Genomic DNA, 21,915 nt, shown 5'->3' on the forward strand with positions numbered 1-21,915 from the left:
GGACCACCGGCACAGCAGTCATGAAGGTGGGCGACGATCGGTCCCCGCGTACGCGGGGCCGACTCCCTTGTCTGCCGGATCCGGCAGGCGAGGGCGTTCTTCTTGCGCGGCCGGATACCCTTGAGTCCGACTGTCCGCTCGCCCCCTAGACCCGAGGATCCGCGACCGCCGTGTTCGATACCCTCTCCGACCGCCTCAGCGCGACTTTCAAGAACCTCAGGGGCAAAGGTCGCCTCAGCGAGGCCGACATCGACGCCACGGCACGTGAGATCCGTATCGCGCTGCTCGAGGCGGACGTGGCCCTGCCGGTCGTCCGGGCTTTCATCAAGAACGTGAAGGAACGGGCGTTGGGGGCCGAGGTCTCCAAGGCGCTCAATCCTTCGCAACAGGTGATCAAGGTCGTCAACGACGAGCTGGTCTCCATCCTCGGCGGCGAGACGCGCCGCCTGCGCTTCGCCAAGACCGCCCCAACCGTGATCATGCTGGCCGGTCTCCAGGGTGCCGGTAAGACCACCCTCGCGGGGAAGCTCGGCAAGTGGCTCCAGGGCCAGGGACACACCCCGCTGCTCGTCGCCTGTGACCTTCAGCGGCCGAACGCGGTCAACCAGCTCAGCGTCGTCGCCGAGCGGGCCGGTGTCGGGATCTACGCGCCGGAGCCGGGCAACGGCGTCGGCGACCCGGTCCAGGTCGCGAAGGACTCGATCGAGTACGCGCGGACCAAGCACTACGACATCGTGATCGTCGACACCGCCGGCCGCCTGGGCATCGACCAGGAGATGATGCAGCAGGCCGCGGACATCCGTGACGTGGTCTCGCCTGACGAGATCCTCTTCGTCGTCGACGCGATGATCGGTCAGGACGCCGTCAACACCGCCGAGGCGTTCCGCGACGGCGTCGGCTTCGACGGTGTCGTCCTGTCCAAGCTCGACGGCGACGCCCGCGGTGGTGCCGCGCTCTCCATCGCCCACGTCACCGGCCGTCAGATCATGTTCGCCTCCAACGGCGAGAAGCTGGACGACTTCGACGCGTTCCACCCGGACCGCATGGCGTCCCGCATCCTCGGCATGGGTGACGTCCTCTCGCTGATCGAGAAGGCCGAGCAGACCTTCAGCCAGGAAGAGGCCGCCAAGATGGCCTCCAAGCTGGCGAGCAGCAAGGGCAAGGACTTCACGCTCGACGACTTCCTGGCCCAGATGGAGCAGGTCCGGAAGATGGGCAGCATCAGCAAGCTGCTCGGCATGCTGCCCGGCATGGCCCAGATGCGGGACCAGATCAACAACATCGACGAGCGGGACGTCGACCGCACCGCCGCGATCATCAAGTCGATGACCCCGGGCGAGCGTCAGGACCCGACGATCCTCAACGGCTCCCGCCGTGCCCGTATCGCGCGGGGTTCGGGTGTCGACGTCAGTGCCGTGAAGTCGCTCGTGGAGCGGTTCTTCGAGGCGCGGAAGATGATGTCCCGGATGGCGCAGGGCGGCGGGATGCCGGGCATGCCGGGGATGCCGGGCATGGGCGGCGGCGCCGGCCGGCAGAAGAAGCAGCAGAAGCAGGCCAAGGGCAAGCGGCGCAGCGGCAACCCGATGAAGCGGAAGGCCGAGGAGCAGGCCGCCGCCGAGCGCCGGGAGCAGGCGGCACAGCAGGGCGGGGCGTTCGGGCTTCCGGCGGGTCAGCCGGACAAGGACTTCGAGCTGCCCGACGAGTTCAAGAAGTTCATGGGCTGACGTTCGGTCGCAGTGCTCGGGTAAGGGGCGCCCATCCATGGTGGGTGCCCCTTACGCGTGCCGGGGCGGCCGGGTGGCCGCGCCCCGGCACGGGGTCAGGGGATTCTGGCGACCAGGTAGCGGAAGACGTTCGGCATCCAGACGGTCCCGTCGTGGCGGGTGTGCGGATGGAGCGCCTCGACGATCTCCTTCTCGACGGTCGCCTGGTCGGCGGCCTTCACGGCCGAGTCGAAAAGACCGGTGGAGAGCAGTCCGCGCACGGCGCTGTCGGCGTCCGCGTAGCCGAAGGGGCAGGCCACCCGGCCGGAGCCGTCGGGGCGGAGCCCGGCCCGTGAGGCGACGTCCTCGAGGTCGTCGCGGTGGGCGGGGCGCCAGGCGCCCTGGCCGCGCAGCCGCTCGGTGAGCCGTCCCGCGACCCGGAACACGCCGGTCGTGGCGCAGCGCTCGGGCGGGCCCCAGCCGGCCAGGACGACGGCGCTGCCGCGTTCGGCCAGCCGGACGGCGGCGGTCAGGGTGGGGACGAGACCGTCGGAGTCGCCCGCGGTGCAGCCGATCGGCTGGAAGGCGGTGACGAGGTTGTACGCCGGGCTCACGGCGTCCGCGGCTGCTGCGGCTTCGTCGGGGCCGCCGTACAGGAGTCTGGTCTCCAGGGTGGGGCCGCTGCGGCGGGGGCTGCCGCCGTGGCCGGAAGGGTCGGGGAGCAGCCGTTCTCGGGCCAGGTCCACGCGTGCGTGGTCGGTGTCGACACCCGTTACCCGGGCGCCTCGGGTGGCGGCCATGAGCAGCGCGAGCCCCGAGCCGCAGCCGAGACCGAGGAGCCGTGTCCCGGTGCCGACCTCCAGGTGCTCGTACACCGCTTCGTAGAGCGGTACCAGCATCCGCTCCTGGATCTCCGCCCAGTCTCGGGCGCGGCCCGGCGCGTCTGTCGCCGGAGGGGCCGAGGCCGGGTGGGGGTGGTGCTGGACGAGCATAGGTGTCATCGAAAGCGCCCCAATCAGCCGAGAGGTCCATCTGTGCGTCCGTGCCCTGATTGACAGCCCCCGTGTGCGTGCGCTCGCACGTTGCCGTAAGCCAGGGAACTCCGCATCCGCCCCCGCGTCCAGGGGGTTGGGCCGCAATGCTTGCGTGCCCCGGTCGTGCGCCCCCTGGCCCGGCACGAACCACCTCCCATAGTGGAGCCGCCGCGCGATTCCCGCCATGGCAACCGGGCCGGTGGCGCGCGTCGTCCTCCACCGGGGTACTGTCGCCCGCGGCGATGTGCCGTCGCCCGCTTCCGCACAGCGAGCGGGGGCCGGCGCATGGACGCGGACACGCGCCGGGGCGCGCGCCTCGGCTGTCGCTCCGTGGTCGTGCCACTACGTACCACCTTGATGCGAGCTGTGTGGCTTCTCCGCAGATCAGCGCACTGGCCCTCGTGAGGACACATCAATGGCAACTGACGGGTACGTGCAAAATATTTGGGATGCCCCGGAATGGAACCCCAGGGCTTCCCGGCTCGTTGTTCACGACGTGAGCACGACACCACCTGTCCTCGCCGCAGAACTGGCACAGGCGTGGGCCGACATTCAGCGGCACCACCCCGAGCTGCCCGATCTCGCCGCGCCCGAATCACTGATCGGAGAGTCGTCGTCCGCCTGTGGCGCCGAGCTCTCCTTCGAGCGACTGCTCCATGAGGCAGTCCACGGCATCGCCGCCGCCCGAGGTGTCCGGGACACCTCGCGCGCCGGCCGCTATCACAACCGTCGATTTCTGGCGATCGCCGAGGAGATGGGCCTCGACCACTCCGAGGAGCCGCACCCGAGCAGCGGTTTCTCGCTGGTCACGCTCAGCCCCGAGGCGAAGCGCCGGTACCGGCAGACCATCGAGCGACTGCAGCGCGCCCTCAAGGCGCACACGGCCGCCACGGCCGCCGACACCAAGCGCTCCTTCCGCGGACCCGCCGCGCGGCACGGTTCGTCGGGCGGTGGCGTACGGGTCAAGGCCGTGTGCGACTGCGGCCGGAACGTAAGAGTCGTCCCGTCGGTCCTCGCCCAGGCGCCGATCGTCTGCGGCGGCTGCGGGAAGCCCTTCCGCATCCCGGAAGCGGTGGGCGCCGCCAGATGATCCACAGCCGGGTTCCCCCCTGGGCCCGGCGACCGTGCGGGGTGTGGCACAATGGCTAGCTGTACTCGACAGTCGAACAGGACCCCTCTCTCCTACGGCTGACGCGTCCATCGGGCACTCGGGTACCGCAACCCCACGTGGCATCTCGTTGTGCCCAACCACGTCAAGACCAGGAGACACCACACCCGTGGCAGTCAAGATCAAGCTGAAGCGTCTGGGCAAGATCCGTTCGCCTCACTACCGCATCGTCGTCGCCGACTCCCGCACCCGCCGTGACGGCCGGGCCATCGAGGAGATCGGTCTGTACCACCCGGTGCAGAACCCCTCGCGCATCGAGGTCAACTCGGAGCGCGCGCAGTACTGGCTGTCCGTCGGCGCCCAGCCGACCGAGCCGGTTCTCGCCATCCTGAAGCTGACCGGCGACTGGCAGAAGGCCAAGGGCCTGCCGGCCCCCGAGAAGCCGCTGCTGGCCCCGGCCACGAAGGAAGACAAGCGCGCTTCCTTCGAGGCGTTCGCCAAGGCGATCGAGGGTGACGAGGCCAAGGGTGAGGCCATCACCCCGAAGGCCAAGAAGGCCGACAAGAAGGCGGACGAGGCCGAGGCCGCGTCCACCGAGTCGACCGAGGCCTGAGCATGCTCGAGGAGGCTCTCGAGCACCTCGTGAAGGGCATTGTCGACAACCCCGACGATGTGCAGGTCGCCTCGCGCAACCTGCGCCGCGGTCGTGTGCTGGAGGTCCGGGTCCACCCCGACGACCTTGGCAAGGTGATCGGCCGCAACGGCCGCACCGCGCGCGCGCTGCGTACGGTCGTGGGTGCCATCGGCGGCCGGGGGATCCGGGTCGACCTCGTCGACGTGGACCAGGTTCGCTGAGCGAAGTTGAACACCGGCGCACGGGCCGGGGAGGGCTACGGCCCACCCCGGCCCGTCGTCGTCCGACAGGAGAGTTCAGAAAGTGCAGCTGGTAGTCGCACGGATCGGCCGCGCCCACGGCATCAAGGGCGAGGTCACCGTCGAGGTACGTACGGACGAGCCCGAGCTGCGGCTGGCGCCCGGAGCCGTACTCGCCACCGACCCGGCCGCCGCCGGGCCCCTGACCATCGAGACCGGCCGGGTCCACAGCGGCCGTCTGCTGCTGCGTTTCGCGGGCGTGCGCGACCGGACGGCCGCCGAGGCGCTGCGCAACACCCTGCTGATCGCGGACGTCGACCCGGAGGAGCGCCCCGAGGAGCCCGACGAGTTCTACGACCACCAGCTGATCGACCTCGATGTGGTCCTCGCCGACGGTACCGAGATCGGCCGGATCACCGAGATCTCCCACCTGCCGTCCCAGGACCTGTTCGTCGTCGAACGGCCCGACGGCAGCGAGGTCATGATCCCGTTCGTCGAGGAGATCGTCGGCGACATCGACCTCGACGAACAGCGGGCGGTCATCACTCCGCCGCCCGGCCTGATCGACGACCGCGCCGTGATCGCCTCCTCGCGCGCGGAGGAGGGCTCCGACGCCTCCCCCTCGGCGGGGGACACCGAGGCGTCACCCGAGGACGGTCGCTGATGCGGCTCGACGTCGTCACGATCTTCCCCGAGTACCTCGACCCCCTGAACGTCTCGCTCGTCGGCAAGGCACGCGCGCGTGGACAGCTCGACGTCCATGTCCACGACCTGCGCCGGTGGACGTACGACAGGCACCACACGGTCGACGACACGCCCTACGGCGGCGGCCCCGGCATGGTCATGAAGACCGAGCCCTGGGGCGCCGCCCTCGACGAGATCACGTCCACCGGGTACGAGGCCGGCGCCCACGGCCCCGTACTCGTCGTGCCCACCCCCAGCGGGCGGCCCTTCACCCAGGAGGTCGCCGTGGAGCTCTCCCGGCGGCCCTGGCTGATCTTCACCCCCGCCCGCTACGAGGGCATCGACCGCCGCGTCATGGACGAGTACGCCACCCGGATGCCCGTCTACGAGGTCTCCATCGGCGACTATGTGCTGGCCGGGGGAGAGGCCGCCGTACTCGTCATCACCGAGGCCGTGGCCCGGCTCCTGCCCGGTGTCCTGGGCAACGCCGAGTCCCACCGCGACGACTCCTTCGCCCCCGGCGCCATGGCCAACCTGCTGGAAGGCCCCGTCTACACCAAGCCGCCCGAGTGGCGCGGCCGCGGCATCCCCGACGTCCTCCTCAGCGGCCACCACGGCAAGATCGCGCGCTGGCGGCGGGACGAGGCGTTCCGCCGTACCGCCCTGCACCGCCCCGACCTCATCGAGCGGTGCGACCCCTCCGCCTTCGACAAGAAGGACCGCGAGACCCTCTCCATCCTCGGCTGGGCCCCCGAACCCGGTGGCCGATTTTGGCGGAGGCCGGAGGCCGTGGAAGAATAGACCGCTGCCGTACGCCCGGCCGGCGCCCCTGCCACAGGGGGACACGACGCCGCCCCTGACGAACGGCCACCGAACCCCGTTTCTAGTTGCCGCTGATGACCTGTGGCATCAGTGAGGAAGCAGACGACCATGTCTCATGTGCTCGACACCGTCAACGCCGCATCCCTGCGGACCGACGTCCCGGCGTTCCGTCCCGGTGACACCGTGAACGTCCACGTTCGCGTCATCGAGGGCAACCGCTCCCGTATCCAGCAGTTCAAGGGCGTCGTCATCCGCCGCCAGGGCTCGGGCGTCTCCGAGACCTTCACGGTCCGCAAGGTCTCCTTCTCCGTCGGCGTCGAGCGCACCTTCCCGGTGCACAGCCCGATCTTCGAGAAGATCGAGCTCGTCACCCGCGGTGACGTCCGCCGCGCGAAGCTGTACTACCTCCGTGAGCTGCGCGGCAAGGCCGCGAAGATCAAGGAGAAGCGCGACAACTGAGCCCCGGCTCGGCCCGCACGCTCACGCTTCGGATGATCCCTCACAGGGTGGCCGGATAGGCTCTGGCCCCAATGGACACCGAAGCACAGCACACGGAGCGCGACCTCACTCCCGACGCCGACCGGCGTACGGAGGCGAGGCCGCGCTTCGCGCTTTCCTGGCGCACGGCCGGTCTGATCGGCCTGGTCTGCACCCTCTGCCTGCTGCTCGTCAGCCACTTCGTGATCCGGCCCTTCCAGATCCCCAGCGGATCGATGGAGCCCACGCTCCGGGTCGGTGACCGGGTGCTCGTCAACCAGCTGGCGTACCGTTTCGGCGCCCAGCCCGCTCGCGGGGACGTCATCGTCTTCGACGGAACCGGGTCCTTCGTCCGTAACGTTCCAGAGGAGGGCCCGATCGCCGGGCTCCTGCACGGCGCCGCGGCGGCGCTCGGTCTCGCGGAGCCCGCCGACACCCACTTCGTCAAGCGCGTCGTGGGCGTCGGAGGCGACCGGGTGACGTGCTGTGACAAGGAGGGCAGGATCGAGGTGAACGGCGTACCCGTCGAGGAGGGGTATCTGTACCCCGGCGACGCCCCCTCCCAGGTGCGGTTCGACATCGTGGTGCCGCAGGGCACCCTCTGGGTCATGGGCGACCACCGCAGCAACTCCCGCGACTCCCGCGACCACCTGGGCGCCCCGGGCGGCGGCATGGTCCCGGTCGACATGGTGATCGGACGGGCCGACTGGATCGGCTGGCCCGCAGGGCGCTGGGCCACCGTCGAGCCGACCGGCGCCTTCAGCGCCGTACCCGCGGTGCCGACGCCGGGCGGAGGCCATGGGTAGCCGCGGCCGGCGCGCCGGACACCGTGCCGACGACCGGCTGCCCACGGGGTCACGGCCGACCGACGGCCGCCCGCTGCCCGGACGTGCGGAGCGGCGCAGGCTCGCCCGCAGGGTCAAGCGGCGCCGACGCCGTTCCGCCGTCAAGGAGATCCCCCTCCTCATCACGGTGGCGGTGCTCATCGCGCTCGTCCTGAAGACGTTCCTGGTGCAGGCGTTCGTCATCCCGTCCGGCTCCATGGAACAGACGATCCGGATCGACGACCGTGTGCTCGTCGACAAGCTCACCCCATGGTTCGGGTCCCGGCCGCAGCGTGGCGACGTCGTCGTCTTCGAGGACCCCGGCGGCTGGCTCCAGGCGGAGCAGACACCGACGAAGGACGACCCGGTCGTCGTCAAGCAGGTCAAGCAGGGGCTGACGTTCATCGGTCTGCTGCCCTCCGACGACGAGCAGGACCTCATCAAGCGCGTCGTCGCCGTCGGCGGCGACACCGTCAAGTGCTGTGACCAGAACGGGCGCGTGACCGTCAACGGCGTACCTCTGGAAGAGCCCTACCTTCACCCGGACAACGCGCCTTCGGAAATCAAGTTCGACGTCAAGGTCGCATCGGGTCGGCTTTTCGTCATGGGAGACCACCGCTCGAACTCCGCCGACTCCCGCTTCCACCTGGACGAGGCGTTCCAGGGCACGATCTCGGAGGAGCAGGTGGTGGGGCGTGCCGTGGTCATCGCCTGGCCCTTCGACCACTGGCGACGGCTCGGTGAGGAGGACGCGTTCGCCTCCGTGCCGGACGCGCCGCCCGGGACCACGACGACGCTCGGCGCGTCGCATAGTGTGTCCCGGTATCCGAATGGATCGCTACGGCTCCCGACCCCTGCGGAACTCCCGCTCGTTATGGGAGTGATGGGCCTGCCCCTGCTCAGGGGGCGGGCAAGGGCACGGACTGAGGAGTGGATGTGGGGGATCTGGCGGTCGGCGCACGATCCGGACGTGAGGAGCCGGAGAAGGGGCGCGAGCAGTTCGCTGAGTCATCCCCCTCCCCGGGCGGGACGCCCGCCGCGGGTGTGACCGAGAACGCGGCCGTCCCGGGTGACGCGACGGGCGGCGCGAACAGCGCGGAGGACGCCGAGAACGGCGAGGGCGACAGCGTGGACGACGACACCGTGGACGGCGGCGAGAGGCAGCAGCCCAAGAAGCCGCGCTCCTTCTGGAAGGAACTGCCGCTGCTGATCGGTATCGCGCTGCTCCTCGCGCTGCTGATCAAGACGTTCCTGGTGCAGGCGTTCTCGATCCCCTCCGAGTCGATGATGAACACGCTCCAGCGTGGCGACCGGGTGCTCGTGGACAAGCTGACCCCTTGGTTCGGCTCCGAGCCGGAGCGCGGCGAGGTCGTCGTCTTCCACGACCCCGGCGGCTGGCTCAACGAGCCCGCCCCCGAGCCCAACCCGCTCCAGCGGTTCCTGAGCTTCATCGGCCTGATGCCGTCCTCGGAGAAGCAGGACCTGATCAAGCGGGTCATCGCGGTCGGCGGCGACACCGTCGAGTGCAAGAAGGGCGGCAAGGTCGTCCTCAACGGCAAGGTGCTGGACGAGACCGCGTACCTGTACCCGGGGTCCACCCCCTGCGACGACGAGCCGTTCGGGCCGATCAAGGTCCCCGACGACCGGATCTGGGTCATGGGCGACAACCGGCAGAACTCGCTTGACTCCCGCTACCACCAGGAGCTCCCGGGCAACGGCACGGTCGCCGACAAGGAGGTCGTGGGCCGCGCGATCGTCGTCGCCTGGCCGATCGGCCGCTGGTCGACGCTTCCCGTGCCGGACACCTTCGACCAGCCCGGGCTGAGCGCGGCCGCCGCGGCCGCCGCCGGGCCCGGTGCCCTGGGGCTCGCCGGGGCGCTGCCGCTGGTTCTGTGGCGGCGTCGTCGGCTCCTCGCGCGCGAGGCGGCGGGCGCGGCGGACGGTGTGCGGGCGCACGGCCGGGCGTGACGACCCCGAGGCGGACCGGCGTTCCGGCCGGCGTACCGCCTGGTAGCGGGCGCGGGTAGGGTGCCGTCCCGGGGCACCGATCTGCTGACGCGGGGAGCGCTGGGATGAGCGGAACGATACGTACGGGCGGCCACGGCCGCCTCGGCAGTGTGCTGTCGGGGCTGGCCGTGGCCGTCGGCTGTGTGCTCTTCCTGGGCGGCTTCGCCTGGGGGGCGGTCCTCTACCAGCCCTACATCGTGCCCACCGACTCCATGAACCCGACGGTCACGGCGGGCGACCGTGTGCTGGCCCAGCGGATCGACGGCGACGAGGTCCGGCGGGGCGACGTCGTCGTCTTCACGGACACCACGTGGGGCAACGTCCCGATGATCAAGCGGGTGGTCGGCGTGGGCGGCGACAAGGTCGCCTGCTGCGACGCCGACGGCCGCCTCACCGTCAACGGAACGGCTGTCGAGGAGCCGTATCTGCGCTCCCAGGGCTGGGGCGTGGAGGAGGCCGCGTCACCGAGCGAGTTCGCCGCGACCGTGCCGGACGGGCATCTGTTCCTCCTCGGCGACCAGCGCGCCGCGTCCCAGGACTCCCGCGTCCACCTCCAGGACGCCGGGCAGGGCTCGGTGCCCAGGAGTGCCGTCAGCGCCCGGCTGGACGCCGTCGTGTGGCCCCTGGACGGGCTGGCGGCCGTCGACCGGCCGCAGGGCTTCGCCGAGCTGCCGGGCGGGGTGTCCCAGCCAGGGCCCGTACGGCCGCTGGCGTGGGCCGTCGTGGGCGGAGCGGCACTGATTCTGGGCGGGGCGGCGTACGGGCCGCTCGCGCGGCTGGGCTCCCGGGCACGCCGGAAGGCGACCGCGCGTGGCTGACCCGGCGGCGCGTGGCGAGCGGATGGACGGGCCCGAGCCGGCGCGGGAGCAACCGCTGCCGGAGGGGCTGCCTCCGGGTGAGCTGCGCAGGGTCGCGCGGGTCGTACTGCTCGACCCCGACGACCGGATCCTGCTCCTGCACGGCTTCGAACCTGACGACCCCGCGCAGACCTGGTGGTTCACGCCGGGCGGTGGCGTCGAGGGCGACGAGACGCGCGAGCAGGCCGCGCTGCGCGAACTGGCCGAGGAGACCGGCCTCACGGACGTCCGGCTGGGGCCCGTGCTGTGGCGGCGCATCTGCTCGTTCCCGTTCGACGGGCGCCGGTGGAACCAGGACGAGTGGTACTACCTGGCCCGTACCCGGCACACCGCGGTGTCCCTGGGCGCGGACCTGACCGAGCTGGAGACCCGCAGTGTCATGGGGCTGAGGTGGTGGACGTCCGCCGAACTGTCGGCGGCCCGTGAGACGGTGTACCCGACACGACTCGCCGAGCTGCTGCGGACGCTGCTCGACGACGGCCCTCCGTCTGCGCCGGTGGTCCTGTCCCCGGAAATCGTCCAGGGGTACGGATGACTGGCGCACAATGGGAGCACGCACGGCTGAAGGGGAACATGCCATGAGCGCCGAGGACCTCGAGAAGTACGAAACCGAGATGGAGCTGAAGCTCTACCGGGAGTACCGCGACGTCGTCGGGCTGTTCAAATACGTCATCGAGACCGAGCGTCGTTTCTACCTGACGAACGACTACGAGATGCAGGTGCACTCGGTGCACGGCGAAGTCTTCTTCGAGGTGTCGATGGCCGACGCCTGGGTCTGGGACATGTACCGGCCGGCCCGGTTCGTCAAGCAGGTCCGCGTGCTCACGTTCAAGGACGTGAACATCGAGGAGCTGAACAAGACCGATCTGGAGCTCCCGGGCAGCTGAAACCACCCGTGAGGGTGATCGCGTTCTCCACAACGGGCAAGTTGTCCACCAAGATCCACAACTGAGTGCCCGAAGCGTCACAGTCGGTACCGGAGGTGGTGCCGGAATGAACGCGACGGGGGCACTCGGGCAGTACGGAGAGAGGCTGGCGGTACGCCGGCTCGGCGAGGCGGGCATGGCAGTCCTCGCCAGGAACTGGCGCTGCGGGCGCGGCGGGGAGATCGACATCGTCGCCCGGGACGGCGACGCGGTCGTGGTGTGCGAGGTGAAGACCCGCAGGGCGAGCGCCTTCCAGCACCCCTTGGCGGCGGTCACACCCGCCAAGGCCGACCGCCTGAGAAAGCTCGCCGAGTGCTGGCTCGACCGGCACGGCGGGCCACCGCCCGGCGGGATCCGGATCGACCTGGTGGGAGTCGTGCTGCCCCGGCGCGGGGCACCCGTCGTCGAGCATGTGCGGGGGGTGGCCTGATGGGCTTCGCACGGACGTGCTCGGTGGCCCTGATCGGCGTCGACGGAGTGGTGGTGGAGGTCCAGGCGGACCTCGAACCCGGAGTCGCGGCGTTCACGCTCGTCGGCCTGCCGGACAAGAGCCTCTCGGAGAGCCGCGACCGCGTGCGGGCGGCGATGGTCAACTCCGGGGCGGAGTGGCCGCAGAAGAAACTCACCGTCGGGCTGAGCCCGGCGTCCGTACCGAAGGCCGGCTCCAGCTTCGATCTGGCCGTCGCCTGCGCCGTGATGGGCGCCGCCGAGCTGATCGACCCACGCTCGATCGCCGACCTCGTGCTCATCGGCGAACTGGGGCTCGACGGGCGGGTCAGGCCCGTGCGGGGCGTGCTCCCGGCGGTCATCGCCGCCGCCGAAGCCGGGTACGAGCAGGTCGTCGTCGCCGAACAGAACGCGGGGGAGGCGTCCCTGGTACCCGGCGTCGCGGTCCTCGGCGTGCGGAGCCTGCGGCAGCTCGTCGCGGTACTCACCGACGGACCGGTACCGGAGGAGGAGCCCGCCGAGGAGGGCAGGCCCGACGCCATGCTGGCCGGCCTCGTCGTACCCGGAGCCGGGATCGGCACCGGCCTGGCCGCCGACCCCGCCGACGGACCCGACCTCGCCGACGTCGCCGGGCAGCGCGCCGCACGGCTCGCCCTGGAGGTCTCCGCGGCCGGCGGCCACCACCTGCTGCTGTCCGGCCCGCCGGGCGCCGGCAAGACCATGCTGGCCGAGCGCATGCCCGGTCTCCTACCGCCGCTCACCCCGAGCGAGTCCCTGGAGGTCACCGCCGTCCACTCGGTGGCGGGCATCCTGCCGCCCGGGAAACCCCTGGTGAGCAGGGCGCCGTACTGCGCGCCGCACCACTCCGCCACGATGCAGTCGCTCGTCGGCGGCGGGAACGGCATGCCACGCCCGGGAGCCGTGTCGCTCGCACACCGGGGCGTCCTCTTCCTGGACGAGGCCCCCGAGTTCTCCGGCAAAGCCCTGGACGCGCTGCGGCAGCCCCTGGAGGCCGGCCATGTGGTGGTGGCCCGCGCCGCGGGCGTGGTGCGGCTCCCGGCGCGGTTCCTGATGATCCTCGCCGCCAACCCGTGTCCGTGCGGGCGGCACAGCATCCAGGGCGACACCTGTGAGTGTCCCTCGTCGGTGATCCGCCGCTACCAGGCCCGCCTGTCGGGCCCGCTCCTGGACCGGGTCGATCTGAGGATCGAGGTGGAGCCCGTCAGCCGCGCCGACCTGCTGGCCTCGGACGGCGAGTCCACCGCCACGGTCGCCGCCCGCGTCCAGGGAGCCCGTGAGCGTGCCACCGCCCGCCTGACCGGCACCCCGTGGCTCCGTAACGCCGAGGTTCCCGGGCATGAACTGCGCACCCGCTGGCAGCCCGCCCCGGGTGCCCTGGCCGCCGCCGAACGCGACATCGAACGCGGCCTCCTCACCGCCCGTGGCCTCGACCGGGTCCTTCGCGTCGCCTGGACCCTCGCGGACCTCGCCGGCCGCGACCGCCCCGAGACCCGGGACATCAACCTTGCCCTGGAACTCCGCACGGGCATCTCCCGGGGCGTACCGGTGGGCCTGGGGCAACCGCTGTGAGCGGCGGCCGGGCACGGTCGACGGTCGATGTGGACGGACGTGTATCGACGTGGGGGTGTGGATGTGGTGGTCACCGATGAGGAACGGGTCGCCCGGGTGGCGCTCTGCCGGGTCGTCGAGCCGGGGGACGAGCACGGGGGGCGGTGGTTGCGTGAGTTGGGCGCCGTGGAGCTGTTGCGGCGGCTCACCGCGGAGCCGTATCGGGACGGAGCGCTGACCGGGGCCGGTGAGCGGCGGATCCGGGGATACCTGGCACGCGTGGCGAGGGTGCGGCCGTACCAGGACCTGGAGGTGGTCGACTCCGCCGGTGGGCGGTTCGTCGTGCCGGGGGACCAGGAGTGGCCCAGCCAGCTGGACGACCTGGGAGACGCGCGGCCCGTGGGCCTCTGGGTGCGGGGGCGGGCCGACCTGCGGCGGTGGGCGCTGCGCTCCGTCGCCGTGGTGGGCGCGCGGGCGTGCACGCCGTACGGGGCGCACATGGCGGCGGCGCTCGGGGCCGGGCTGGCGGAGCGGGGATGGGTCGTCGTCTCCGGCGCGGCGTTCGGCATCGACGGGGCCGCACACCGCGGTGCCATGGGCGCGGAGGGAGCCACGGTCGCCGTCCTCGCCTGCGGCGTCGACGTCGCCTACCCGCGCGGCCACGCCGGACTGATCGGACGCATCGCCCAGCAGGGGCTCGTCGTCGGAGAGCTGCCGCCCGGCGACCACCCCACACCGGGACGGTTCCTGCTCCGGAATCGCGTCATCGCCGCCCTCACCCGGGGCACCGTCGTCGTCGAAGCCGCCTACCGCAGCGGCGCGCTGGCCACCGCCCGCGACGCCCAGCGGCTCGGCCGCCACACCATGGGAGTCCCGGGCCCGGCCACCAGCGGCCTCTCCGCGGGCGTCCACGAACTCCTGCGCGGTGGCGCGGTCCTCGTCAGCGACGCCGCGGAGATCGCCGAACTCGTCGGCGACATCGGGGACCTCGCACCCGCCCGCCGTGGTCCCGTCGTCCCGAGAGACCTCCTCGACCCGGTCACCGCACGCGTGCTCGAAGCGCTTCCACCCCCCGACCGGACAGCCGCCGTCCCCGACGTGGCGGCGGCCGCGGGGACGTGCGTTGACGACGTTCTCGGCAGACTGTACGAACTCCACTCGCTCGGATACGTCGCGCGCAAGGGCGACCGATGGCGGCTGGCGCCCCCCTCCGCACGCCACCCGAACGCCCGGCGAGGCGGTGCTTGACCTGGAGCATTCGGGTGAAAAGGTGAACCCGACGGCCTACTCGGGCTCCCCCGGCGACGGCGGAGGGACCGGCACGCGCGCCGTCGGCCCATTCGAAGATGCGGCCGACGGCACGCCCCCGCCAGGGACGATCCATCCGTCTTCGCTCACCGCAACGGCCCAGTCACGCTACGCTCACCGCTACCACGCCCCCTTCATCCCCGCACACCACGGCAGAACGGCTCAAGGCGACGTATGCCCCAGCACACCTCCGGGTCCGACCGCGCGGCTGTACCCCCCGCTGCCCGGAGCAGCGTGCGGCCGACTGCTCCCTCGTCACTCGACGAGCTGTGGCGGTCGTACAAGGACACGGGTGACGAGCGGCTTCGGGAACAGCTGATCCTGCACTACTCACCCCTCGTGAAGTACGTCGCGGGCCGGGTCAGCGTCGGCCTGCCCTCCAACGTCGAACAGGCCGACTTCGTGTCCTCCGGGGTCTTCGGACTCATCGACGCCATCGAGAAGTTCGACATCGACCGGTCGATCAAGTTCGAGACCTACGCGATCACCCGGATCCGCGGCGCCATGATCGACGAACTGCGGGCCCTGGACTGGATCCCCCGCTCCGTACGGCAGAAGGCGAGAGCCGTCGAGCGGGCCTACGCCACCCTGGAGGCGCAGCTGCGGCGCACCCCCTCCGAGAGCGAGGTGGCCGCCGAGATGGGTATCGCCGTCGAGGAGCTCCACGGCGTCTTCAGCCAGCTGTCCCTGTCGAACGTCGTCGCCCTGGAGGAACTGCTCCACGTCGGCGGGGAGAACGGCGACAGGCTCAGCCTCATGGACACCCTCGAGGACACCGCCGCGGACGACCCCGTGGAGGTCGCCGAGGGCAGGGAGCTGCGCCGACTGCTCGCCCGGGCCATCAACACCCTTCCCGACCGCGAGAAGACCGTCGTCACGCTCTACTACTACGAGGGCCTCACGCTCGCCGAGATCGGCAACGTCCTCGGCGTCACGGAGAGCCGTGTCAGCCAGATCCACACCAAGTCCGTCCTCCAGCTCAGGGCGAAGCTGGCGGATGTGGGACGCTGACGGCCGACGGGCCACCGACGTCGAACGGACAGCCGTACAGTGGTCCCGTGCCAAGGATTCGAGCGGCCTCCGTGGCCGAGCACCGGACGATGCAGCGCGCCGCCCTGCTGGACGCGGCGCGCTCTCTGCTGTCCGAGGGCGGCACGGAGGCGCTGACCTTCCCCGCCCTCGCCGAGCGCACCGGCCTCGCCCGGTCGTCGGTATACGAGTACTTCCGCTCCCGCGCGGCCGTCGTGGAGGAGCTGTGCGCGGTCGACTTCCCCGTCTGGGCCGCCGAGGTCGAGACCGCCATGGAGCGGGCGGAGACGCCGGAGGCCAAGATCGAGGCGTATGTGCGCCGCCAGCTGGAACTCGTCGGCGACCGCCGGCACCGGGCGGTCGTCGCCATCTCCGCCGGCGAACTCGACGACGGCGCCCGCGAGAAGATCCGCGCCGCGCACGGCGGGCTCATCGCGATGATCGTCGAAGCCCTCGCCGAACTCGGCCAGGCGGAACCGCGGCTCGCCGCGATGCTGCTCCAGGGCATGGTCGACGCGGCCGTCCGCCGCATCGAGCTGGGCGCCGCCGAGGAGCCCGCGGCCATCGCCGACACGGCGGTCGCACTGGCTCTCAACGGAGTGCACGGCTCCTGACAGGCCCCCGGCGTAGACGCCTCCCTCCGGGGCGGTCGAGCCGCAACGGCCCCGACCGACGACGCGGCGGTCGCCGACCAGCAACCCCAGCGGCAGCAGCCGGGACGGCGCGCGTCGTAGGTGCCGGGGCGGCAGTAGCGACAGCGGGTTCAGATAGGTGTCGTCGTGCCGGAGTCCCCAGTGCAGACACGTGCCCGCACAGTGCGACGCCGCGTCGGCGGTCGTAACCGCGACCACCTGGCCTGCCCGGACCTCCGCATCCACTGCCACCAGGGCGCGCACCGGCTCGTATGTGGTGCGCAGCGGCACCGAACCCGGCAGGGTCACGGACAGGACGCCCCGGCCCGCGATGGGTCCCGCAAACGACACCCGTCCGTCGGCGGCGGCCCGCACGGGCGTGCCCGGCGGCGCGGCCAGGTCAACACCGCGGTGCCCGGGCCCGTACACCGACAGGGGTGGCTCCCAGCCCCGTACGACCGAGGGGCGTGGCGGTCCCACCGGCCACACGGCGTCCTCGACCGGCAGTGCGCCGCCCGACGGTCCGTCGGCGCGGGCCGGGCCGGCGCGTGACGCGGGGGCCGACCGTGCCGCCTGCGGCGTCCCCGCGGGTGCGGCCGCCAGGAGCAGGAGAAACGCCAGCAGAACGGCGAGCGTGGGGCGGGGCCGTGATATCGGGCTGTGTCGGTACATGGGCAGCACTGTCCTACCGAACCGTCCAACGGGCGGATCATGGACAGGATCTGTGGACAACCGGCCCGGTTGTCCACAGCGCCGTCACCTGGTGGTGTCCAGGTCCCGTACACTTCTTCTGGCGACTCGGGCCACCGGGTCGACTTCGCACGCCCCGCCACCGCCTTCATCGGCCGTGGCAGCGCTCATCGGTCCATTCGTGGAGCAGCGCGCCGGGGCGTCAGGACACAACCGACAATTCAAGGAGATACGGCCATGGCCGTCGTCACGATGCGGGAGCTGCTGGAGAGCGGCGTCCACTTCGGTCACCAGACCCGTCGCTGGAACCCGAAGATGAAGCGCTTCATCTTCACCGAGCGCAACGGCATCTACATCATCGACCTGCTCCAGTCGCTGTCGTACATCGACCGCGCCTACGAGTTCGTCAAGGAGACCGTCGCGCACGGCGGCTCCATCATGTTCGTCGGCACGAAGAAGCAGGCGCAGGAGGCCATCGCCGAGCAGGCCACCCGCGTCGGCATGCCGTACGTCAACCAGCGCTGGCTGGGTGGCATGCTCACCAACTTCTCCACCGTCTACAAGCGCCTTCAGCGTCTGAAGGAGCTTGAGGCGATCGACTTCGAGGACGTGGCCGCCTCCGGCCTGACCAAGAAGGAGCTCCTGGTCCTCTCGCGTGAGAAGACCAAGCTGGAGAAGACCCTCGGTGGTATCCGCGACATGCAGAAGGTGCCGAGCGCCGTCTGGATCGTCGACACCAAGAAGGAGCACATCGCCGTCGGCGAGGCGCGCAAGCTCAACATCCCGGTCGTCGCGATCCTCGACACCAACTGTGACCCGGACGAGGTCGACTACAAGATCCCGGGCAACGACGACGCGATCCGCTCCGTCACCCTGCTCACCCGCGTGATCGCCGACGCGGTCGCCGAGGGCCTCATCGCCCGCTCCGGCGCCGCCACCGGTGACACGAAGCCGGGCGAGAAGGCCGCCGGCGAGCCGCTCGCCGAGTGGGAGCGCGACCTGCTCGAGGGCGAGAAGAAGGCCGACGAGGCCGAGAAGCCGGCCGAGGCCGCCGCCGCGGAGGCCCCGGCTGCCGAGGCCCCGGCCGCCGAGGCGCCCGCCACGGAGGCTCCGGCCGCCGAGGCCGAGCAGGCCTGATCAGCGGTCCAGATCCGAAGGTCCGGGCCCCGGGGCCCGGCCTGACCGGTCCGGTCGTCGACGGTGGGGGCCACAAGCCCCCGCCGTCCACCCCCCGATCTTTGTAGATCTTCCAGACTTCGAGAGAGATTCACAGATCATGGCGAACTACACCGCCGCTGACGTCAAGAAGCTCCGTGAGCTCACCGGCGCCGGCATGATGGACTGCAAGAAGGCGCTGGACGAGGCCGAGGGCAACGTCGACAAGGCCGTCGAGGCCCTGCGCATCAAGGGCCAGAAGGGCGTCGCCAAGCGCGAGGGCCGCTCCGCCGAGAACGGTGCCGTCGTCTCCGAGATCGCCGACGACAACACCTCCGGCGTCATCGTCGAGCTGAAGTGCGAGACGGACTTCGTCGCCAAGGGCGAGAAGTTCCAGTCCGTCGCCAACCAGCTCGCCGCCCACGTCGCCGCGACGAGCCCGGCCGACATCGAGGCGCTGCTCGCCTCCGAGATCGAGCCCGGCAAGACCGTCCAGGCGTTCGTGGACGAGGCCAACGCGAACCTCGGCGAGAAGATCGTCCTGGACCGCTTCGCGCAGTTCACCGGCGGCTACGTCACCGCTTACATGCACCGCACCATGCCCGACCTGCCCCCGCAGATCGGTGTCCTTGTCGAGCTCGACAAGGAGAACGCCGAGGTCGCGAAGGGCGTCGCGCAGCACATCGCCGCCTTCGCCCCGAAGTACCTCTCCAAGGAGGACGTCCCGGCCGAGGTCGTCGAGGCCGAGCGTCGCGTCGCCGAGGAGACCACCCGCGCCGAGGGCAAGCCCGAGGCCGCGCTCCCGAAGATCGTCGAGGGTCGTCTCAACGGCTTCTTCAAGGACGCGACGCTGCTCGGCCAGCCGTACGCGCTCGACAACAAGAAGTCCGTCCAGAAGGTCCTGGACGAGGCCGGTGTCACCCTGAAGCGCTTCGCGCGCATCAAGGTCGGCATCTGAGTCCGTACACGACGGACACCGGACCCCGATAGGGTCGAAGCAGTCGTCCGCGTCCGCGCCGGACGACCGCAGATCTGACGAGGAGGCCATTGCCGCACAGGGACACCAACACCCCCGGCAATGGCCTTCTTCGTATGTGCACGAGGAGATCTCCAATGAATCAGGGCGCCGCACAGGGCGACGACAGCACCGGTAAAAAGGCCGGCCGCTTCCTTCTGAAGCTGTCCGGCGAGGCGTTCGCCGGCGGCGGTGGCCTCGGCGTCGACCCCGACGTCGTACGTGCCATGGCACGCGAGATCGCCGCGGTCGTCCGCGACGGCGCGCAGATCGCGGTCGTCATCGGCGGCGGCAACTTCTTCCGCGGCGCCGAACTCCAGCAGCGCGGCATGGACCGGGCCCGCTCCGACTACATGGGCATGCTCGGTACGGTCATGAACTGCCTCGCCCTCCAGGACTTCCTGGAGAAGGAGGGCATCCAGTCCCGCGTCCAGACCGCCATCACCATGGGCCAGGTCGCGGAGCCGTACATCCCGCTGCGCGCCGTACGCCACCTGGAGAAGGGCCGTGTAGTCATCTTCGGCGCCGGTATGGGCATGCCGTACTTCTCCACCGACACCACCGCCGCCCAGCGCGCCCTGGAGATCGACGCAGAGGCTCTCCTCCTGGGCAAGAACGGCGTCGACGGGGTCTACGACTCCGACCCCAAGACCAACCCGGACGCCGTGAAGTTCGACGCCCTGGAGTACGGCGAGGTGATCACCCGCGACCTCAAGGTCGCCGACGCCACCGCCATCACGCTCTGCCGCGACAACAAGCTGCCGATCCTGGTCTTCGAGCTCCTCGCGGCCGGCAATATCGCGCGCGCGGTGAAGGGTGAGAAGATCGGCACTCTCGTGAGCGACCAGGGCACCCGGCACTGACCCCGGGTCCCCCCGCCCGGGGATGGACAAAGCCCTGCCGGTCGGACACCGTGCAGGAGAAGACGCGACGCAGGTTCCGCGGCCGTGGTGCACGCCGGGACAAACCCAAAGACACGCAGGAGCAATGGTGATCGAAGAGACCCTCCTCGAGGCCGAGGAGAAGATGGAGAAGGCCGTCCTGGTCGCCAAGGAGGACTTCGCCGCGATCCGCACCGGGCGTGCGCACCCGGCCATGTTCAACAAGATCGTGGCCGACTACTACGGTGCCCTCACGCCGATCAATCAGCTGGCCTCCTTCTCGGTGCCGGAGCCGCGCATGGCCGTCGTGACCCCGTTCGACAAGACCGCCCTGCGCAACATCGAGCAGGCGATCCGCGATTCGGACCTCGGCGTCAACCCGACCAACGACGGCAACATCATCCGGGTGGTCTTCCCCGAGCTCACCGAGGAGCGCCGCCGGGAGTACATCAAGGTCGCCAAGGGCAAGGGCGAGGACGCGAAGATCTCGATCCGCTCCGTCCGCCGCAAGGCCAAGGAGACCATCGACAAGTTCATCAAGGACGGCGAGGTCGGCGAGGACGAGGGCCGCCGTGCGGAGAAGGAGCTCGACGACACCACCGCGAAGTACGTCGCGCAGGTGGACGAGCTGCTGAAGCACAAGGAAGCCGAGCTGCTCGAGGTCTGATGAACGACGCTTCCTGGGGGGCCCCGCCACGAGGCGGATACTGGGGTCCGCCCGACCAGGGGCGCGCTCCGGCCGCCCCGGCGGGTCCCGCCTACGATGAGCATGCCGCGCAGCAGACTCGGCCCGTGCCCATCGTGCCCGACGTCCCCGCTGACGGAGACCAGGACGACCATGACCGGGGGGCCGCTCGGCTGAGCGGTCCCCTGTTCCATGACGAGATGCCGCAGGAGCCCATGCCCTCGGAACCACCGGAGCCCTCCCGGCCGCAGGCTCGCTCGCAGAAGAAGCAGAGGCAGAAGAAGCAGGCCGGCCGGGACCTGCGGGCAGCCATAGGGGTCGGCGTCGGGCTCGGCGCCGTCATCGTCGCCTCGCTCTTCGTCGTCAAGGCCGTGTTCGTCGGCGTGATCGCGGTCGCCGTCGTCGTCGGCCTGTGGGAGCTCACCTCCCGGCTCGAGGAGCGCAAGGGCATCAAGGCGCCCCTCGTACCGCTCGCGGTCGGCGGCGCGGCGATGGTCGTCGCCGGGTACGTACGCGGCGCCGAGGGCGCCTGGGTGACGATGGCGCTCACCGCGCTCGCGGTGCTCGTGTGGCGTATGACGGAACCGCCCGAGGGCTATCTCAAGGACGTCACGGCCGGTGTGTTCGCCGCGTTCTACGTGCCGTTCCTGGCGACGTTCGTGGCGCTGATGCTGGCCGCCGACGACGGGCCGCAGCGGGTGCTGACGTTCCTGGTGCTGACCATCGTCAGCGACACGGGCGCGTACGCCGTCGGCTGGCGGTTCGGCAAGCACAGGCTGGCGCCGCGCATCAGCCCCGGCAAGACCCGCGAGGGGCTGCTCGGCGCGGTGGCGTTCGCGATGGCGGCGGGCGCGCTGTGTACCGAGTTCCTTATCGACGGCGGCACCTGGTGGCAGGGCCTCCTGCTGGGCCTGGCCGTCGCCGCGAGCGCGACGCTGGGCGACCTCGGCGAGTCGATGATCAAGCGCGACCTCGGCATCAAGGACATGGGCACGCTCCTGCCGGGGCACGGCGGCATCATGGACCGGCTCGACTCGCTGCTGCCCACGGCTCCGGTGGTGTGGCTGCTGCTGGTGCTGTTCGTCGGGGTGGGCTGACGCCGGTTCGGCCTCGCTGACCTGCTGTTCCTCGGGTGAAGGGCTCGTTGTCCACAGGGCGGCGAGCCCTACGTCGTATCTCTGCGACACTG

At 70.9% G+C, this 21,915-nt stretch carries 23 protein-coding genes and 2 pseudogenes; 23 read left to right on the forward strand and 2 right to left on the reverse strand.

Annotated elements, in window-relative coordinates; all coding sequences use genetic code 11:
* Positions 1–170 precede the first annotated feature (170 nt).
* Positions 171–1,724, forward strand: coding sequence for a signal recognition particle protein (gene ffh / locus FVS66_RS00350; protein WP_149178915.1), 1,554 nt, complete (start codon positions 171–173; stop codon positions 1,722–1,724).
* A 95-nt stretch (positions 1,725–1,819) separates the two neighbouring features.
* Here ffh and FVS66_RS00355 read toward each other — a convergent pair whose 3' ends face one another.
* Positions 1,820–2,704: a methyltransferase domain-containing protein gene (locus FVS66_RS00355; protein ID WP_187645315.1), complete on the reverse strand. Its 885-nt coding sequence runs from the start codon at positions 2,702–2,704 to the stop codon at positions 1,820–1,822.
* 529 nt (positions 2,705–3,233) lie between these two features.
* Between FVS66_RS00355 and FVS66_RS00360 the strand changes: the two genes are divergently transcribed.
* The 17 genes and pseudogenes from FVS66_RS00360 (at position 3,234) to FVS66_RS00440 (ending at position 16,282) form a co-directional block, all read left to right on the forward strand.
* Positions 3,234–3,827 (forward strand): hypothetical protein, encoded by a 594-nt coding sequence (locus FVS66_RS00360; protein ID WP_149178916.1) that lies wholly within the window; start codon positions 3,234–3,236, stop codon positions 3,825–3,827.
* A gap of 187 nt (positions 3,828–4,014) precedes the next feature.
* Positions 4,015–4,458, forward strand: a complete 444-nt coding sequence (gene rpsP, locus FVS66_RS00365) for a 30S ribosomal protein S16 (protein ID WP_149178917.1) — start codon at positions 4,015–4,017, stop codon at positions 4,456–4,458.
* 2 nt (positions 4,459–4,460) lie between these two features.
* Positions 4,461–4,700, forward strand: coding sequence for an RNA-binding protein (locus tag FVS66_RS00370; protein ID WP_005311361.1), 240 nt, complete (start codon positions 4,461–4,463; stop codon positions 4,698–4,700).
* An 82-nt stretch (positions 4,701–4,782) separates the two neighbouring features.
* Positions 4,783–5,382, forward strand: coding sequence for a ribosome maturation factor RimM (rimM, locus tag FVS66_RS00375; RefSeq protein WP_149178918.1), 600 nt, complete (start codon positions 4,783–4,785; stop codon positions 5,380–5,382).
* Positions 5,382–6,203, forward strand: a complete 822-nt coding sequence (gene trmD / locus FVS66_RS00380; protein WP_149178919.1) for a tRNA (guanosine(37)-N1)-methyltransferase TrmD — start codon at positions 5,382–5,384, stop codon at positions 6,201–6,203. The genes rimM and trmD overlap by 1 nt, the downstream gene beginning before the upstream one ends.
* Positions 6,204–6,332: 129 nt before the next feature.
* Entirely contained in the window at positions 6,333–6,683 is a 351-nt protein-coding gene (rplS, locus tag FVS66_RS00385) for a 50S ribosomal protein L19 (protein WP_149178920.1), read from the forward strand.
* A 71-nt stretch (positions 6,684–6,754) separates the two neighbouring features.
* Positions 6,755–7,507, forward strand: a complete 753-nt coding sequence (lepB, locus tag FVS66_RS00390) for a signal peptidase I (protein WP_149178921.1) — start codon at positions 6,755–6,757, stop codon at positions 7,505–7,507.
* Positions 7,500–8,499, forward strand: a pseudogene (gene lepB, locus FVS66_RS00395) (signal peptidase I). The gene lepB (FVS66_RS00390) and the pseudogene lepB (FVS66_RS00395) overlap by 8 nt, the downstream one beginning before the upstream one ends.
* Positions 8,471–9,493, forward strand: a complete 1,023-nt coding sequence (lepB, locus tag FVS66_RS00400) for a signal peptidase I (protein ID WP_399224584.1) — start codon at positions 8,471–8,473, stop codon at positions 9,491–9,493. The pseudogene lepB (FVS66_RS00395) and the gene lepB (FVS66_RS00400) overlap by 29 nt, the downstream one beginning before the upstream one ends.
* 104 nt (positions 9,494–9,597) lie before the next feature.
* Complete coding sequence (gene lepB / locus FVS66_RS00405) at positions 9,598–10,350, forward strand: signal peptidase I (RefSeq protein WP_149178922.1); 753 nt, start codon at positions 9,598–9,600, stop codon at positions 10,348–10,350.
* 22 nt (positions 10,351–10,372) lie between these two features.
* A complete protein-coding gene (locus FVS66_RS00410; protein ID WP_149178979.1) occupies positions 10,373–10,924 on the forward strand; it encodes an NUDIX hydrolase in 552 nt (183 codons plus the stop codon).
* 43 nt (positions 10,925–10,967) lie between these two features.
* Positions 10,968–11,276, forward strand: coding sequence for a DUF2469 domain-containing protein (locus tag FVS66_RS00415; protein ID WP_149178923.1), 309 nt, complete (start codon positions 10,968–10,970; stop codon positions 11,274–11,276).
* Positions 11,277–11,382: 106 nt separating this feature from the next.
* Positions 11,383–11,745, forward strand: coding sequence for a YraN family protein (locus FVS66_RS00420; protein WP_149178924.1), 363 nt, complete (start codon positions 11,383–11,385; stop codon positions 11,743–11,745).
* Complete coding sequence (locus tag FVS66_RS00425) at positions 11,745–13,352, forward strand: YifB family Mg chelatase-like AAA ATPase (protein WP_149178925.1); 1,608 nt, start codon at positions 11,745–11,747, stop codon at positions 13,350–13,352. The genes FVS66_RS00420 and FVS66_RS00425 overlap by 1 nt, the downstream gene beginning before the upstream one ends.
* A gap of 27 nt (positions 13,353–13,379) precedes the next feature.
* Positions 13,380–14,579: a DNA-processing protein DprA gene (gene dprA, locus FVS66_RS00430; RefSeq protein ID WP_149178926.1), complete on the forward strand. Its 1,200-nt coding sequence runs from the start codon at positions 13,380–13,382 to the stop codon at positions 14,577–14,579.
* A gap of 234 nt (positions 14,580–14,813) precedes the next feature.
* The gene (gene whiG, locus FVS66_RS00435) at positions 14,814–15,650 is read left to right on the forward strand and encodes an RNA polymerase sigma factor WhiG (RefSeq protein ID WP_149178927.1); all 837 of its coding nucleotides are present in this window, start codon (positions 14,814–14,816) and stop codon (positions 15,648–15,650) included.
* A 71-nt stretch (positions 15,651–15,721) separates the two neighbouring features.
* Entirely contained in the window at positions 15,722–16,282 is a 561-nt protein-coding gene (locus FVS66_RS00440; protein WP_149178980.1) for a TetR/AcrR family transcriptional regulator, read from the forward strand.
* 204 nt (positions 16,283–16,486) lie between these two features.
* Here the strand turns inward: FVS66_RS00440 and FVS66_RS00445 are convergent.
* A pseudogene (locus FVS66_RS00445) lies at positions 16,487–16,972 on the reverse strand (peptidoglycan DD-metalloendopeptidase family protein); the annotation flags it as partial.
* Positions 16,973–17,227: 255 nt separating this feature from the next.
* On the opposite strand from FVS66_RS00445, the gene rpsB reads away from it, so the two are divergent.
* From rpsB to FVS66_RS00470, 5 genes are all read left to right on the forward strand, one after another.
* The gene (gene rpsB / locus FVS66_RS00450) at positions 17,228–18,127 is read left to right on the forward strand and encodes a 30S ribosomal protein S2 (RefSeq protein WP_149178928.1); all 900 of its coding nucleotides are present in this window, start codon (positions 17,228–17,230) and stop codon (positions 18,125–18,127) included.
* Positions 18,128–18,266: 139 nt separating this feature from the next.
* On the forward strand, positions 18,267–19,103 hold the full coding sequence (gene tsf, locus FVS66_RS00455) for a translation elongation factor Ts (RefSeq protein WP_149178929.1): 837 nt from the start codon (positions 18,267–18,269) through the stop codon (positions 19,101–19,103).
* Between the two features lie 155 nt (positions 19,104–19,258).
* Positions 19,259–20,023: a UMP kinase gene (gene pyrH / locus FVS66_RS00460; protein ID WP_149178930.1), complete on the forward strand. Its 765-nt coding sequence runs from the start codon at positions 19,259–19,261 to the stop codon at positions 20,021–20,023.
* 127 nt (positions 20,024–20,150) lie between these two features.
* Entirely contained in the window at positions 20,151–20,708 is a 558-nt protein-coding gene (gene frr, locus FVS66_RS00465) for a ribosome recycling factor (protein ID WP_149178981.1), read from the forward strand.
* Positions 20,708–21,823: a phosphatidate cytidylyltransferase gene (locus tag FVS66_RS00470; RefSeq protein WP_149178931.1), complete on the forward strand. Its 1,116-nt coding sequence runs from the start codon at positions 20,708–20,710 to the stop codon at positions 21,821–21,823. Before frr ends, FVS66_RS00470 begins: the two co-directional genes overlap by 1 nt.
* The last annotated feature ends 92 nt before the right edge of the window (positions 21,824–21,915 follow it).

Origin of the sequence: Streptomyces sp. TRM49041, from assembly GCF_008271805.1 — a bacterium.
Classification (GTDB): domain Bacteria; phylum Actinomycetota; class Actinomycetes; order Streptomycetales; family Streptomycetaceae; genus Streptomyces.